Source organism: Burkholderia sp. WAC0059 (assembly GCF_002870125.1).
Taxonomy (GTDB): domain Bacteria; phylum Pseudomonadota; class Gammaproteobacteria; order Burkholderiales; family Burkholderiaceae; genus Paraburkholderia.
Map to the genome: position 1 here is coordinate 190,598 of NZ_PNEO01000010.1, position 13,908 is coordinate 204,505.

Here is a 13,908-nt window from a genome sequence, read left to right on the forward strand (position 1 = left end):
GATTCTTGCATAAGACGCCCGCCGGCGGGAACCGGACGGGCGGAAGACCGCCGGGCCCGACCCGGCGCCGTCTACGGCGACGTGTGGCCGAGCACGGCCGCGACGATCAGGACACCGAGCATGGCCAGCGCCTCGACGGCGAGCAGTTGCCCGAAACGTCGCTGCGCTTGCACCTGCGCGAGCGCGGCGTCGCCGGACGCCGCCGCGACCTGCATGCGCGGCAGGAACACCATACGGTTCGCGCCGCCCAGCAGCACCGTCGCGCAGACCAGCACGAGCTTGGCCGCGAGCACCCGGCCGTAGGCCTCGCCGAGCAGCGGCCCGACGGTGTGCGCCGTATCCTGGATCGCGTTGTAGATGCCCGTCGCGGCCACGATCGCGAGCGCCGCCGTGGCCAGTTGCGAGAGCCGCGAACAGAACGCCGCGCGCTGCGGCCCGCCGGAAAGCGCCGTTTCGCGCCGCCGCAGCAGTACGGCCGAGACGATCACGCTGCCGGCCCACAACGCCGTCGAACCCAGGTGCACGACGTGCACCGCTTCGCGCAACGTGAAGTCGCCCGTATCGGCGGCGTGGCTTTCGGCGGCGCGGCCGGCCGCATAGACGAGCGCGCCGAGCGCCGTGACGGTCGCGCCGGAACCGCCCGGACGGCCGGCGCGGCCGGCACTGAAAAAGCCGCCGAGCGCCATGACCGCCGCGCCGGCGCAGCCGACCGACCAGGCGAGACCGAAGTGCGATTCAGTCAGCACGGCCGTCACCGCGGAGCCGGCCTCGGCGAGCGGCGACCCGCTCATCACGGCGGCCTGCAGCCACAGGTAGACGGCCAGCGCGCACGCGAGCGCGAGCGCCGCGCCGCCCTGCCAGCGCGACCAGCGGGGCGCGCCCGCCCCCGCTGCCGCACCGCCGATCCCGGACGTCATCAGGCGGACGGCCAGCATTCCGGCCGCCAGCGCGAAGAGGACGTCCTGCACGGCGGCGACCGCGATCTCCGCGACGACGAGCGCGTCCATCGTCACTTCGCCGTGAACGTGTAGTGCCCCTGCGTGCGGTGGCTGTCCGTCGCGATCGCGACCCAGGCGACGGAATAGACGCCGGGCGCGAGCGGATTCAGCACGACCGACATGTGCCGGTTGTTCGCCGGATCGACGACCGACTTGCCGCGCGTCACCGACTTGCCCTGCGCGTCGGTGACGGTGATCGAGCTGAAGGCGGGCTCGAGCCCGTCGTCGTAGTCGATCGCGACGTTCTGCTGCGTCGTCGCGACGGTCGCGCCGGCGCCGGGCGTCTCGTGGGTCGGATACGCGTGGGCGCTGGCCAGTTGCGAGGCGGCCAGCATCAGCGCGGCGACGAGGCCGCGCACCGTGAGCGTGCCAGTGGAAGTAAAGGAAGTTTTCATGGTCAGAAGAGCGGTTTGCCGAGAGAGTTGGGAAAGATATCGTCGAAGTACAGATGGGCGTCGAACAGCACGCCCGGATGCTCGCCGGTCAGACGGTTGACCGGAATCTGCGCCTCGACGCCGAATTGCCCGTAGCGGTTCAGCCACAGGACGCCCGGATTGAGCGTGCCCGTGGTCTGCCCCGCGCAGGCGCCCGCCGTACAGGTGCTCATCGGCGCCTCGACGACGAGAAAGAGGTTGCTGAACGGCTGCGGCAGCCCGAGGTCCTTCACCTGCGATTGCAGGTAAGGCAGGCTGTACTGCAGCGTGAGCCCCCAGCCGAACGAGTTCGGCCCGGTCTCCGACGACGCCGTCGTCAGATTGGGGCCGATCTCGCCGGTAATCGCGAAGGGCCGCAAATAGCCGAGTTGCGGCGGCAGATCGCCGAAGCCCTTGCCGAAGTAGACGGTCGGCGTGAAGGTCGAGAACGCATTGGCGATCGACTTCGAGCCGGTGCCGCCGACCTCGGACTCGAGCCCGACCGACGCCATGAACTCGTGCGCCGCGTTGGCGTAGACGAGATATTTGACGCCGAGCGTAATGTTGTCCCAGCCCTTCGCCGAGCCGCCGTTCGGGTCGTTTTGGCTCACGTAGTCGCTGGCGATGCTGAACGCGAGGTTCTGCGTGATCAACTTGTCCCACTCGTACGACACGGTGTTGACGTTCATGGCGTCGCCGTCGTCGTCCGGTGCCTTGATGTGGCCGAACTGGGTGTCGAACTCGTCGCCGACGCCGGGGTCGTCGACGGTCAGCGTCGCGGGAAAGACGCGATCGCCGACGACGGCATGAGCCGAGGCGCCCGACGAAACGGCGAGCGAGACCGCGGCAATCGCCATCGGAACGGCGTGCGCGAACCCCGCGCGCCGCGTGAAAAGCGTGCGCATGGTGCGTAATTCTCCTGGTTGTCCTGATGCCTCGCCGGCGCATGCGCGCGACGACGCCGCGCCACGGCCTGCGAACGCATCGGATTGTTCGTGCGAAGACGGAAGATCAGGAGAAAACAGGCGGCGCGCGCGGCTTCGCGGCGGTATGGGAGAACAAGGCCCGCACTTCGTCGTGCGCGAGCGCGACCGACGCATGCGCGACGGCCTGCGCCGCCGCGAACGGGATGACCATGCCGGGCATCACCGGCATGTGCGCGAGCAGCCCGCAATACGCGCAGGCCTGCCAGTTGGACGCGTGCGCGGGCGAGGACTTGTCGCCGTCGCCCGGCATCGCCATCATCATGCCGCCGCTTTCGGGGACGGCCGTGCAGTAGGTGGCGAGCGCCTGTTGCAACCGGTCGCGCGAGGCCAGCGTCTGCGAAATCGTCGGCGCGAGCGTGCTCATCAGGATTGCAAGCAATCCGAGCAGGCTGCCGAGTTTTTGCAGGCGAATGCGTGACATGGCGAACACGGAAGAGTGTGCCGAATTATGCCACGCAACCCGCATACGGGGTATGGGTGAAAGCCGCGGGTTCAGGACGGCAAAACGGACACAAAGCGGCCCGCAAAAACGCGCGCCCCGCTACGTTTCGAAGAGCAGCCGCGCGGCGAAACGGCGATAGAGCCAGCTCGCGCAGGCCGAGCTCGTGTACGTGCCGACGAAGGACCCGAACACCCGCAGACAGGCAATCCACCCCGGCGAAACCGGGACGCCGACGGATTTCGCGTGGACGTGCATGACGACGAACAGGGCGATCCAGACGGCGAGTATCGGCAGCCACGTCACGAAGTGAGCCGCGAAGATGCTCCAGACATGCTCGCGCGAATCGCGCCAGGCCGCGCGCCACGATGCCTGTCCGCCGATGGCGACGTGGCAGCCGAGCAGGCCGAATCTGAAGTACACGGCCAGCATGATGCACACGGCCGCCAGCGTCAGCACGACGACCAGGAACTTCATGGCGAGCGGTCTCGCGGGCAGGCCCCACGCATGCAGGAGATGCGGGAGGCCGACAAGAACCGCGAGGACGATCGCGACGACGGGAATGCTCATGATGAACCCGAGCATCACGTTGACGCGTACGTAGCGCAGCCAGGCCCTGAAGAATTCGCCGGACGAATCGCGCTCGTGATCGTCGAGCAGCATATACCGGATGACGTACACGGACAGGGCGGTCCCGATCAGGGTCTGCAGGCCGACGAACATCGACGTCATGGCGTGCAGCCTGCCCGCCGCCAGCGGCGCGGCGACCGGAAAGGCGAGCCGGCCCAGATTCAGGATCAGCAGCGACACCAGCGAGGCGAACGCGACGCCCGGCCGGCGTGCCATCGCCACACATCCGCCCACCCATGCGCCCCTGACGCACTGCCCCAGCGTGATCGGTTCCATTGCTCCCCCGTCGCCCATTTTTGCCTGGTTATCCGTCGCAATCGTCCGTCGACCCGTCCCGAAACGGCGGGCCGGCCCGGCGATTGCATCCGGATTGTGGGCGATCATTTTGTCGGTGTCGAATGGCGGCGGGTGCTTATTCGGCCGACATGAAGCCCCTCGCGAAGCATCGGCGACGGCGCTACGAGGCCCCGCCAGACGCGATGCGCATGACGATCTGCCGACGGCGCTCGAACGTATCGGCCGACTGCGCGCGCACTCTCGCCACGATCGACGCGCCCGCGCGGTCGGGATGGCCCGCGTCGAACGGCGGCGCGGGCGCATATTCGAGTTCGAGCTGGATCGCCTCGGCTTCCTGAGCGCCGGCCACCTCGCCGGCGAGCGTCAGCGCGAAGTCGATGCCGGCGGTCACGCCTCCGCCCGTGATGAGATTGCCGTCGCGCACGACCCGCTCGTGCACCGCGATCGCCCCCAGCGGCTCGAGCAATTCGTGGAAGGCCCAATGCGTCGTGGCGCGCCGTCCGCGCAGCAGTCCCGCCGCGCCGAGCACGAGCGCTCCGGTGCAGACCGACGTGACGTAGCGGGCCCCGGCTGCCTGGCGGCGCAGGAAGTCGAGCGTCTGCCGATCCTCCATCAGGGCGGCGATGCCGATTCCGCCCGGCACGCACACGACGTCGAGCGGCGGGCAGGCATCGAACGTCGTGTCCGGCGTCAGCACGAGACCGCTGCTCGCGGCGAACCGGTCGAGCGTCTTCCAGACCAGATGGGTCTTCGCACCCGGCAGCGCGGCCAGCACGTCGTGCGGCCCGGCGAGATCGAGATGCTGAACCTGGGGAAACAGCAGAAAGCCGACATGGAGCGTCATGGCGATACCTCGGACGATGGAGGGGAAAAAACGCCGGCAGGTTGCGGGCCGACGGCGATGGACAGATCCAATGTACGCGGGTAAGGTGTGGCGGAATTGCCATAATTCCCACGTTTACCGCCATGGCCGACGCACCCCGATCGATTCTCGTGCTGGCCTTTCCGGACGTGCAACTGCTCGACGTCTCGGGACCGCTGCAGGTTTTCGCGTCGGCCGGCAAGCTCGCGCGGCAACGCGGCCTGCCCGCCCCCTATGCGCCGCGCGTCGTCGCCGCGCAATCCGGCGCCGTCGTCTCGTCGGCCGGGCTCGGCCTGCTTGCCGAAGCGCTGCCGGGCGGAGAGCGCCCCGTCGATACGCTGGTCGTCGCGGGTGGCGACGGCGTCTACGAAGCGGCACGGGACGCGCGGCTGATCCGCTGGGTACGGCGGCAGGCCGCCCGCTCGCGACGCGTCGCGTCCGTGTGCACGGGCGCGTTCCTGCTCGCGCAGGCCGGGCTGCTCGACGGACGCCGGGTCGTCACGCACTGGAACCACTGCCGCCAGCTCGCGCAACGCTATCCGGCACTGCGCGTCGATCCCGACCCGATCTTCATTCGCGACGGAGCCGTCTGGACCTCGGCGGGCGTCACGGCGGGCATCGACCTCGCCCTCTCGCTCGTCGAGGACGATCTGGGGCGCGCCCTCGCCCTCGACGTGGCCCGCGACCTCGTGGTTTTTCTGAAGCGCCCCGGCGGCCAGGCGCAATTCAGCGCGCCTCTGTCGATGCAGAAGGAAAGCGACCGGTTCGCCGAGCTGCATGCCTGGATGGCCGGGCATCTCGCCGCGGATCTGTCCGTGCCCGCCCTCGCCGGGCGGGCCGGCATGAGCGAGCGCAGTTTCATGCGGCACTACCGGACGGAAACGGGCCGTACGCCGGCGCGCGCCGTCGAGCAGATTCGCGTCGAGGCCGCGCAACGGCAGTTGGGAGAGACGTCGTGGTCGGTGAAACGGATTGCCGCCCGCTGCGGATTCGGCAGCGAGGAAACCATGCGGCGTAGCTTCGTGCGCGCCATCGGCGTCACGCCGCAGGCCTATCGGGAACGCTTCGCGTCGGGACGGTCGTCGGGATGAAACCGGCAAACGCGGGCGCGCCGGGCTGCGCGTCCGTGCCCGCCGTCAGTTCGCGGCGCTTGTCGCGCTCGCAGTGCTTGCCGTGCTCGCGGCGCTTGCCGCGGCGGCGGCGCTCGCGCTCTTGCGCGCCGCGCCGTCGCCCTCGCAGCGGGCATGGCGCGGATCGCACAGCTCATCGGCCGACCAGCCGCCGCCGAGATCGCCGATCAGCGAGGCCGTGTCGAGCAGGCGCTGCTGCTGCACGCTCAGCGCGCTTTCCTGGGTGCTGAGCTGCGTGGCCTCGGCCGTCGCCACCGTGGTGTAGTCCACCGTGCCGGCCTCGTATTCGTTCTGCGCAATTTCGGTGCCGTGCGTTGCGTCCGTGACGGCCGCGTCGAGCACGCCCGCCTGCTGCTCGAGGATGCGCAGACCCGAAAGATCGTCCTCGACGTTCTGGAACGCGCCGAGCACGGTGCCCCGGTAGTTAGCGACGGCCGCGTCGTAGCTGGCCCGCGCGGCGGCAACCTCGCCGCTGCGCTCGCCGCCGTCGAAAATCGTCTCGTTCGCGCTGGCGCCGAGCGACCAAACGTAATTGGCCACGTGCAGCAGGCCGCCCAACGGCGACTGCGTGAAGCCGTCGAGCGCCGAGAGCGAAATCGCCGGATACCAGGCCGCGACGGCGACGCCGATCGAGGCATTCTCGGCGGCCATCTGGCGCTCGGCGACGGCGATGTCGGGCCGGCGCTGCAGCAACGTCGAGGGCACGCCGGCCGGCACGAGCGGCAGCGCCGGCAGCGCCGCGCTGTGCGGAATGTCGAGCTCCTCGGGATTCTTGCCGACGAGCACGGCGATCGCGTGCACGTACTCGGCGCGCGAGACGCCGAGCGCGATCAGGCTCGACTGCGCGTTCTCGAGCTGCGTGCGCGCGGCAATGAGGTCCGACGGCGGCACCGTGCCGGCCCGGTCCTGGTCGGCGACGACGCGCAGATACTGCTGATAGGCCTCGACCGTATGCGTGAGCAGGTCGATGTTGGCGTCGGCGACGCGCAGGTTGATGACCGCCGTGGCAAGCGCGATCTGCTCGGAAAGCGTCGCGTTGGCGAGCGTCGCCTGACTGGCCTCGGCCGTCGCCGCGTTCTCCTCGATGGTGCGGCGCACCTGCCCCCAGACGTCGAGGTTCCAGCTCACGTCGCCTTCGAGCGAGCCGGCGTTGTTGATGCGCGCGAGATTGCCGAGGCCCGCGCTCGCCGTCCCCGTGCCGAGACTGCCCGACGAGGTACGCTCGCGCGTGGCCGACCCGGTCACGCCGATGGTCGGGAACAGCGAGCTGCGCGCGATCCGCACTTCGGCGAGCGCTTCCTGGTAGTTCGCGTAGTCCTGGCGGACAGTCTGGTTCGACACCGAGACGAGCGGCTCGAACGTGTCGAGCAGCGGGTCGTTGAACGCGGTCCACCACTCGCCCTTCGGGCCTTCGGCCGCGGGCGCGGCCTGGGTCCAGCCGGGCAGTTCCTTCCAGGCGGTCGGCGCGGTCACGTCGGGCCGGCGATAGTTGGGGCCGACCATGCAGCCGCTGACGAGCAGCGCGAGCGAGGCGGCCAGGACGGTGCGGGAAGTTTTCATGTTCATGCGCTTGCATCCGTACGGCGGTTCCACGGCAGGCCGGCGGACCACCGGGCAAGCCGTGCGCGGACACGGTCGAGGTACAGGTAGATGACCGGCGTCGTGTAGAGCGTGAAAACCTGGCTGAGAATCAGGCCACCCATCACGGTGACCCCGAGCGGCTGGCGCAGCGACGCGCCCTGGCCGATGCCGATCGCGAGCGGCACCGCGCCGAGCACGGCGGCCGTCGTCGTCATCAGGATCGGCCTCAGCCGCACCACGGCGGCCGCGTGGATGGCCCCGCGGGCGTCCAGCCCCTCCTTGCGCTGCATCTGGATGGCGACGTCGACCATCATGATGCCGTTCTTCTTCACGATCCCGATCAGCAGGATCATGCCGATCAACGCGATCACCGAGAACGGCGTGCCGAAGATCAGCAGCGCAAGCGTGGCGCCGATCCCGGCAGAGGGCAGCGTCGAGAGGATCGTGAGCGGGTGGATCGTGTTCTCGTAGAGCACGCCGAGCACGATGTAGACCACGACGAGCGCCGCGAGCACGAGGAGCGGCACGGCGCCCATCGACTGCGCGTAGGCCTGGGCCGCGCCCGCGAACGCGCCGTGGATCGAGGCCGGCATGTCGATGGCGCGGGTCGCCTCCTGGATGGCGTCGGCCGCCGCGCTCAGCGAGCCGCCCGGCGGCAGGTTGAACGAGATCGTACCGGCTACCTGGCCGCTCTGGTGGTTCACCTGGGTCGCCGTATGGCTGTTCAGGTAGCTGACCATGGTCGGCAACGGCACCATCGTCTCGGCCGCCGTGCTGTCCGCGCTACCGCTCGAACTGCCGCCCTTGCTGTTGGAAATGCTGTTGGTGAGCTGGTTCGCCTCGGCGTTCGAGTTCAGCGAGTTCGTGCTCGCCCCCGTCGTCGACGTGCCGACGGCCACGGGCTGCTGGACCGCCGTGACGGTGCCGCCCGGCATCTGCGTCTGGTTCGTGCCCGAGGGGTTGCCCGCCGCCGCGCTCAGGAACACCTGGTTGAGCGACTCCGGATACTGCCAATACTTCGGCGCCACCTCCATCACCACGAAATACTGGTTGAGCGGATTGTAGATCGTCGAGACCGTGCGCTGGCCGAACGAGTCGTAGAGCACGCTGTCGATCTGGTTCGGCTCGAAGCCGTAGCGCATCGCGGTGCTGCGGCTGATGCTGAGATAGGTCTGCAGGCCGTTCTGCTGGAGGTCCGAGTTCACGTCCAGCAACCGGTTGCGATACTGGCCCTTGCCGAGCTCGGTCACGAGCTTCGGCACCCAGTTGAAGAGCGCGTCGGCGTCGTCGCTCGTGAGCGTGTACTGATACTCGGCCGCCGACTGCCGGCCGCCGATGCGCAGATCCTGCTGGGCCTGCAGGAAGAGCCGCGCGCCCGATACGGCGTTGAGCTTCGGCCGCAGGCGGTTGACGACCCCGGAGGCCGAAATGCCGCGCTCGGCGAGCGGCTTGAGCTCGATGAACACGTTGGCCGTGTTGAGCGCGCGGCCGCCCGTGAAGCCGGCGACGGACTGCACCGCCGGGTCTTTCTGCACGATGGCCTGAAGCTGCGCGAGCTTCTTCTCCATGGACGGGAACGAGATGCTCTGGTCGGCGATGATCTGCCCGATCAGGATGCCCGTGTCCTGCTCCGGAAAGAACGTGGCCGGCAGCAGCCGGAAGAGGAAGACGTTGAGCACGAGCAGCGCGATCAGCACGAGCACGACGAGCAGCGAGTGATCGAGCACGGCGGTAAGCGAGCGCGAGTACGCGTCGGTGAAGCGCTCGAACTGCCGCTCGATCCAGCCCGCGATACGCGCCCAGCGCCCGCCCGACGCCCCCTGCTGTTGCGCCTGCTGGTGCTTCAGCAGGTACGCGCACATGGTCGGCGTGATCGTGAGCGAGATGAGGAGCGAGAACAGGATCGCGATCGACAGCGTCACCGCGAACTCGTGGAACAACAGCCCGACGATGCCCGGCATCAGCAGGATCGGCAGGAACACCGCGATCAGCGAGAGGCTCATCGAGATCACCGTGAAGCCCACCTCGCCGCTGCCGCGCAGCGCGGCCTCCTTCGGCGAAAGGCCCAACTCCATGTGGCGCACGATGTTCTCGAGCACCACCACGGCGTCGTCGACCACGAAGCCCGTGCCGATCGTCAGCGCCATCAGCGAGAGGTTGTCGATGCTGTAGCCGAGCAGGTACATCGGCCCGAACGTGCCGATGATGGACAGCGGCAGCGCGACGGCCGGAATCAGCGTGGCGCGCGGCGAGAGCAGGAACACGAAAACGACGCCGACGACGAGCAGCACGGCGATGAAGAGCGTGCGCTCGGTGTCGCCCACCGAGGCGCGCACCGACTCGGAGCGGTCGACCGCCACGTTGACGTGGATGTCGCTCGGCAACGCCGCCTCGATCGAGGGCAGGCGCTCGCGGATCTGCCGCACGGTATTGACGACGTTGCTGCCCGGCAGCGGATAGACGATCACGAGCACGGCCGACTGGCCGTTGTAGAGGCCCGCATTGCGGATGTTCTCGTTCGAATCGACGACCGAGGCGACGTCGCGCAGGAACACCGGCGCGCCGTCGCGATAGGCGACGACGAGGTTGCGGTACGGCGCGGCCTTGCTGATCTGGTCGTTCGAAATGATCTCGTAGCGCTGGCTGCCCTCGTTGAGGTGCCCCTTCGCGCTGTCCGCGTTGGCCGCGCTGATCGCCGCGCGCACGTCCTCGAGGCCGATGCCGTAGCTGTTGAGCTTGCCCGGCTCGAGCTCGACGCGCACCGACGGCAGCGCGCCGCCGCCGAGCGTGATCTCGCCGACGCCGTCCACCTGCGAGAGCTGCTGCTGGAGAACCGAGTCGGCCGAGTCGTAGAGCTGCGCCTTCGTGAGCGTGTTCGAGGTCAACCCGAGCACCATGATCGGCGACTCGGCCGGGTTGTACTCGCGATAGCTCGGGTTGCTGCGCAGCGTCGTCGGCAGGTCCGCGCGGGCCGCCTGGATCGCCGCCTCGACGTCGCGGGCCGCGCCGTTGATGTCGCGGTTCAGCCCGAACATGACGACGATCATCGACGAGCCCACGTAGCTGATCGACGTGAGCTCGTTCACGTCGGCGATCGAGCCGAGCCGCCGCTCCAGCGGCTCGGCCACCGTGGACGCCATGATGTTCGGACTCGCGCCGGCCATGTTCGCCTGCACGACGATGACCGGATAGGCCACGTTCGGCAGCGGGGCGACGGGCAGCCGGAAGTACGCGAGGATGCCGGACAGCGCGATCGCGACCGCCAGCAGGCTGGTCGCGACCGGGCGCCGGATGAACAGCGCCGAAATGTTCACGGCGCGCTCCCCGCGGGGCCCTCACTGGACCGCCGCCGGCGCCCGAAGCGCTGGCCGAGCCGGTCGAAGAGCAGATAGATCACAGGCGTCGTGAAGAGCGTGAGCAACTGGCTCACGGTCAGGCCGCCGATGATCGCGAGGCCGAGCGGCCGGCGCAGCTCCGAGCCCGTGCCGGTGCCGAGCAGCATCGGCAGCGCGCCCAGCATGGCCGCGAGCGTGGTCATCAGGATCGGCCGGAAGCGCAGCAGCGACGCCTCGAAGATCGCGTCGTACGAGGACTTGCCGTGCTCGCGCTCGGCTTCGAGCGCGAAGTCCACGATCATGATGGCGTTCTTCTTGACGATGCCGATGAGCAGCACGATGCCGATGATGCCGATCACGTCGAGGTCGCTGCCGGCAATCATCAGCGCGAGCAGCGCGCCGATGCCGGCCGAGGGCAGCGTCGAGAGGATCGTCACCGGGTGGACGTAGCTCTCGTAGAGCACGCCGAGCACGATGTAGACCGCCACGAGCGCCGCGACCAGCAAGTAGACCTCGCTCGAGAGCGAGTCCTCGAACGCCTGGGCCGCGCCCTGGAACGTCGAGGTGATCGACGGCGGCAGGTTCACCTGCTGCTCGACCTTGCGGATCTCGCTGACGGCCGCGCTCAGCGAGGCGCCGTGCGCGAGGTTGAACGAGATCGTCACCGACGGGAACTGCGCGAGGTGGCTGATCATCAGCGGCGAATGCGTGACGCTGATCGTCGCGACCGCCGAGAGCGGCACTTGCCCGCTGCTGCTCGTCTGGCTCGGCAGGTAGAGGTTGCCGAGCGACTCGACGGTCGGCAGCGCCTCGGGCTTGGCCACGAGAATGACCCGGTACTGGTCCGACTGCTGGAAGATGGTCGAGACGATGCGCTGGCCGAGCGCGTCGTAGAGCAGGTTGTCGACGGTCGCGGCCGTGATACCGTAGCGCGCGGCCAGTTGCCGGTTCAGCTCGACGTCGATGCTGAGGCCGTCGGTGTTCAGGTCGCTCGTGACGTCGGTGATCGACGGCACCTGCCTCATCTTCGCGATGAGCGCCGGCACGTACTTGTTGAACGCCTGCTGGTTCGGCCCGCGCAGCACGAAGCTGTACTGGTTGCGCGACACCGTGGTGTCGAGCGTGAGGTCCTGCTCGGGCTGCAGGTAGAGCCGGATGCCCGGCACCTGCGTGACCTCGCCCTCGATGCGCCGCGCGATCTGCGCGGCCGTCAGCGAGCGGCGGTCGTGATCGCGCAGGTTGATGAGGAAGCGGCCGTTGTTCAGCGTCGGGTTGGTCCCGTCGATGCCGACGTAGGACGTGAGCGAGACCACGTCCGGGTCCTTCAGGATGAGGTCGGCGAGCGCGGCCTGGCGCTTCGCCATCTCGAAGTAGGACACCGAGTTGTCGGCCACCGTGATCCCCTGGATCACGCCGACGTCCTGCACCGGGAAGAGCCCCTTCGGAATGACGACGTAGAGCACGAGGGTCAGCACCACCGTGCCCGTCGCGACGCACAGCGTCAGCACCTGGTGGTCGAGCACCCAGCGCAGCCCGCGCTCGTAGGCGGCAAGCGTGCGCTCGAAAATGCCCTCGCTGAAGCGCTCGAAGCGGCTCGGCGCACGCTGCGCCTGCGCGCGCAGGATGCGGGCGCAGAGCATCGGCACCACCGTGAGCGACACCACGGCCGATATGACGATCGTCACCGCGAGCGTGACGGCGAACTCGCTGAAGAGCCGGCCGATCACGCCGCCCATGAAGAGCAGCGGGATCAGCACCGCGATCAGCGAGATCGTCAGCGAGAGAATCGTGAAGCCGATCTGTCCCGCGCCCTCGAGCGCAGCCTCGAGCGGACTCTTGCCCTCCTCCAGATAGCGCACGATGTTCTCGATCATGACGATCGAGTCGTCGACCACGAAACCGGTGGCGATGATGAGCGCCATCAGCGAGAGGTTGTCGATCGAGTAGTTGAGCTCGTACATCACCGCGAGCGTGCCGATCAGCGAAACCGGCACCGAGATGCTCGGGATGATCGTGGCCGGCACGTTGCGCAGAAACACGAAGATCACGAGCACGACGAGCACGATCGAGAGCAGGAGCTCGAAGGCCGCGTCCGACACCGACGAGCGGATCACGCCGGTGCTGTTGGAGACGACCGTGACCTGCATGCCCGCGGGCAGCGTGGACTCGAGCGTCGGCAGCTCCCGCATGATCTGGCCTACCGTGGCGATCACGTTCGCGCCGGGCTGGCGCTGGATGTTCAGCACGATGGCCGGCTGCCGGTTGTACCAGGCGCCCTGCTCGACGTCCTCGGCCGCCGACGACACGCGGGCCACGTCGCGCAGATAGACGGGCGCGCCGTTCTGGTAGGCGATGACGCTGTTCAGGTAGTCGTTCGGGTCCGAGATCTGGTCGTTCGCGTTGATCGTGTAGTCGAGCTCGGGGCCGTCGAAGTTGCCTTTCGGCTGGCTGACGTTGATGTCGGCGAGCAGCGTGCGCAGGTCGTCGATGTTCAGGCCGTAGGCGGCCAGCTTCTGCGGGTCCGCCTCGACGCGCACGGCCGGCACGTTGCCGCCCGCCGTCGTCACGAGGCCGACGCCCTGCACTTCGGAAATCTTCGTCGCGAGGCGGTTGTTGGCCGCGTCCTGCAACTGCGTGAGCGACATCGACTTCGAGGTGATCGCGAGCGTCAGGATCGGCTGGTCGGCCGGGTTCACCTTCGCGTAGGTCGGCGGCGCGGGCAGGCCCGTCGGCAGGTAGCTGTTGGCCGCGTTGATGGCCTGCTGGACGTCCTGCTCGGCGACGTCGAGGTTCAGCGAGAGGTCGAACTGCAGCGTGATGACCGAAGCGCCCTCGGAGCTGTAGGAGACCATCTGCTGCAGGCCCGGAATCTCGCCGAGCTGCACCTCGAGCGGCGCGGTCACCGTCGTGGCCATCACCTCCGGGCTCGCGCCCGGATAGAAGGTCTGCACCTGGATGGTCGGGTAATCGACGTTGGGCAGCGACGAGACCGGCAGGAACCGTACCGAGACGATCCCCACGAGCACGACGGCGACCATCAGCAGCGACGTGGCTACTGGCCTCAGAATGAACAGACGGGAAAAGTTCATCGGCTGGCGGCCCGCGACTTACGATGCCTGCGACGCGGCGGCCGCGTCCGATGCGCGCGCGTGCCGGCGGTGGCCGCGAGCGCCGCTGCCCGCGGCCGGGCCCGACGCGTCGTCCGCGTCCGCCGCCGCGCCCGAGGCCGGCCGCGCG

General features: G+C 68.7%; 10 protein-coding genes. 1 reads left to right on the forward strand and 9 read right to left on the reverse strand.

The annotated features are described in order from the left end of the window. Positions 1-71 precede the first annotated feature (71 nt). The 6 genes from CY652_RS12640 to CY652_RS12665 form a co-directional block, all read right to left on the reverse strand. Positions 72-1,007 carry a copper resistance D family protein gene (locus CY652_RS12640; protein WP_102131047.1) on the reverse strand — a complete coding sequence of 312 codons (936 nt, stop codon included), beginning with the start codon at positions 1,005-1,007 and terminating at the stop codon, positions 72-74. A 2-nt stretch (positions 1,008-1,009) separates the two neighbouring features. Next, complete coding sequence (locus tag CY652_RS12645) at positions 1,010-1,393, reverse strand: copper resistance CopC family protein (RefSeq protein WP_102131048.1); 384 nt, start codon at positions 1,391-1,393, stop codon at positions 1,010-1,012. Positions 1,394-1,395: 2 nt separating this feature from the next. After that, complete coding sequence (locus CY652_RS12650; protein ID WP_374703654.1) at positions 1,396-2,316, reverse strand: hypothetical protein; 921 nt, start codon at positions 2,314-2,316, stop codon at positions 1,396-1,398. Positions 2,317-2,422: 106 nt separating this feature from the next. Further along, entirely contained in the window at positions 2,423-2,818 is a 396-nt protein-coding gene (locus CY652_RS12655) for a DUF2946 domain-containing protein (protein WP_180970556.1), read from the reverse strand. A gap of 120 nt (positions 2,819-2,938) precedes the next feature. After that, on the reverse strand, positions 2,939-3,682 hold the full coding sequence (locus CY652_RS12660) for a hypothetical protein (RefSeq protein ID WP_102131050.1): 744 nt from the start codon (positions 3,680-3,682) through the stop codon (positions 2,939-2,941). Between the two features lie 241 nt (positions 3,683-3,923). After that, positions 3,924-4,607 carry a DJ-1/PfpI family protein gene (locus CY652_RS12665; RefSeq protein ID WP_102131051.1) on the reverse strand — a complete coding sequence of 228 codons (684 nt, stop codon included), beginning with the start codon at positions 4,605-4,607 and terminating at the stop codon, positions 3,924-3,926. A gap of 122 nt (positions 4,608-4,729) precedes the next feature. Between CY652_RS12665 and CY652_RS12670 the strand changes: the two genes are divergently transcribed. Further along, positions 4,730-5,716 (forward strand): GlxA family transcriptional regulator, encoded by a 987-nt coding sequence (locus tag CY652_RS12670; protein WP_102131052.1) that lies wholly within the window; start codon positions 4,730-4,732, stop codon positions 5,714-5,716. 45 nt (positions 5,717-5,761) lie between these two features. On the opposite strand, the gene CY652_RS12675 is transcribed toward CY652_RS12670, so the two are convergent. From CY652_RS12675 to CY652_RS12685, 3 genes are read right to left on the reverse strand one after another with little or no spacing between them, the layout of a single operon-like run. Then, positions 5,762-7,315 carry an efflux transporter outer membrane subunit gene (locus CY652_RS12675; protein ID WP_102131072.1) on the reverse strand — a complete coding sequence of 518 codons (1,554 nt, stop codon included), beginning with the start codon at positions 7,313-7,315 and terminating at the stop codon, positions 5,762-5,764. A 2-nt stretch (positions 7,316-7,317) separates the two neighbouring features. Further along, the gene (locus CY652_RS12680) at positions 7,318-10,650 is read right to left on the reverse strand and encodes an efflux RND transporter permease subunit (protein ID WP_102131053.1); all 3,333 of its coding nucleotides are present in this window, start codon (positions 10,648-10,650) and stop codon (positions 7,318-7,320) included. Continuing rightward, positions 10,647-13,760, reverse strand: a complete 3,114-nt coding sequence (locus CY652_RS12685; protein WP_102131054.1) for an efflux RND transporter permease subunit — start codon at positions 13,758-13,760, stop codon at positions 10,647-10,649. The genes CY652_RS12680 and CY652_RS12685 overlap by 4 nt, the downstream gene beginning before the upstream one ends. Positions 13,761-13,908: the final 148 nt, after the last annotated feature.

What these genes read in the sequence shown, in the direction of transcription:
- CY652_RS12655 (WP_180970556.1), bottom strand. Translation starts at nt 2,818, where the DNA reads ATGTCACGCATTCGCCTGCAAAAACTCGGCAGCCTGCTCGGATTGCTT.
- CY652_RS12660 (WP_102131050.1), bottom strand. Translation starts at nt 3,682, where the DNA reads ATGGCACGCCGGCCGGGCGTCGCGTTCGCCTCGCTGGTGTCGCTGCTG.
- CY652_RS12670 (WP_102131052.1), top strand. Translation starts at nt 4,730, where the DNA reads ATGGCCGACGCACCCCGATCGATTCTCGTGCTGGCCTTTCCGGACGTG.
- CY652_RS12640 (WP_102131047.1), bottom strand. Translation starts at nt 1,007, where the DNA reads ATGGACGCGCTCGTCGTCGCGGAGATCGCGGTCGCCGCCGTGCAGGAC.
- CY652_RS12665 (WP_102131051.1), bottom strand. Translation starts at nt 4,607, where the DNA reads ATGACGCTCCATGTCGGCTTTCTGCTGTTTCCCCAGGTTCAGCATCTC.
- CY652_RS12675 (WP_102131072.1), bottom strand. Translation starts at nt 7,315, where the DNA reads ATGAAAACTTCCCGCACCGTCCTGGCCGCCTCGCTCGCGCTGCTCGTC.
- CY652_RS12645 (WP_102131048.1), bottom strand. Translation starts at nt 1,393, where the DNA reads ATGAAAACTTCCTTTACTTCCACTGGCACGCTCACGGTGCGCGGCCTC.
- CY652_RS12650 (WP_374703654.1), bottom strand. Translation starts at nt 2,316, where the DNA reads ATGCGCACGCTTTTCACGCGGCGCGCGGGGTTCGCGCACGCCGTTCCG.
- CY652_RS12685 (WP_102131054.1), bottom strand. Translation starts at nt 13,760, where the DNA reads ATGAACTTTTCCCGTCTGTTCATTCTGAGGCCAGTAGCCACGTCGCTG.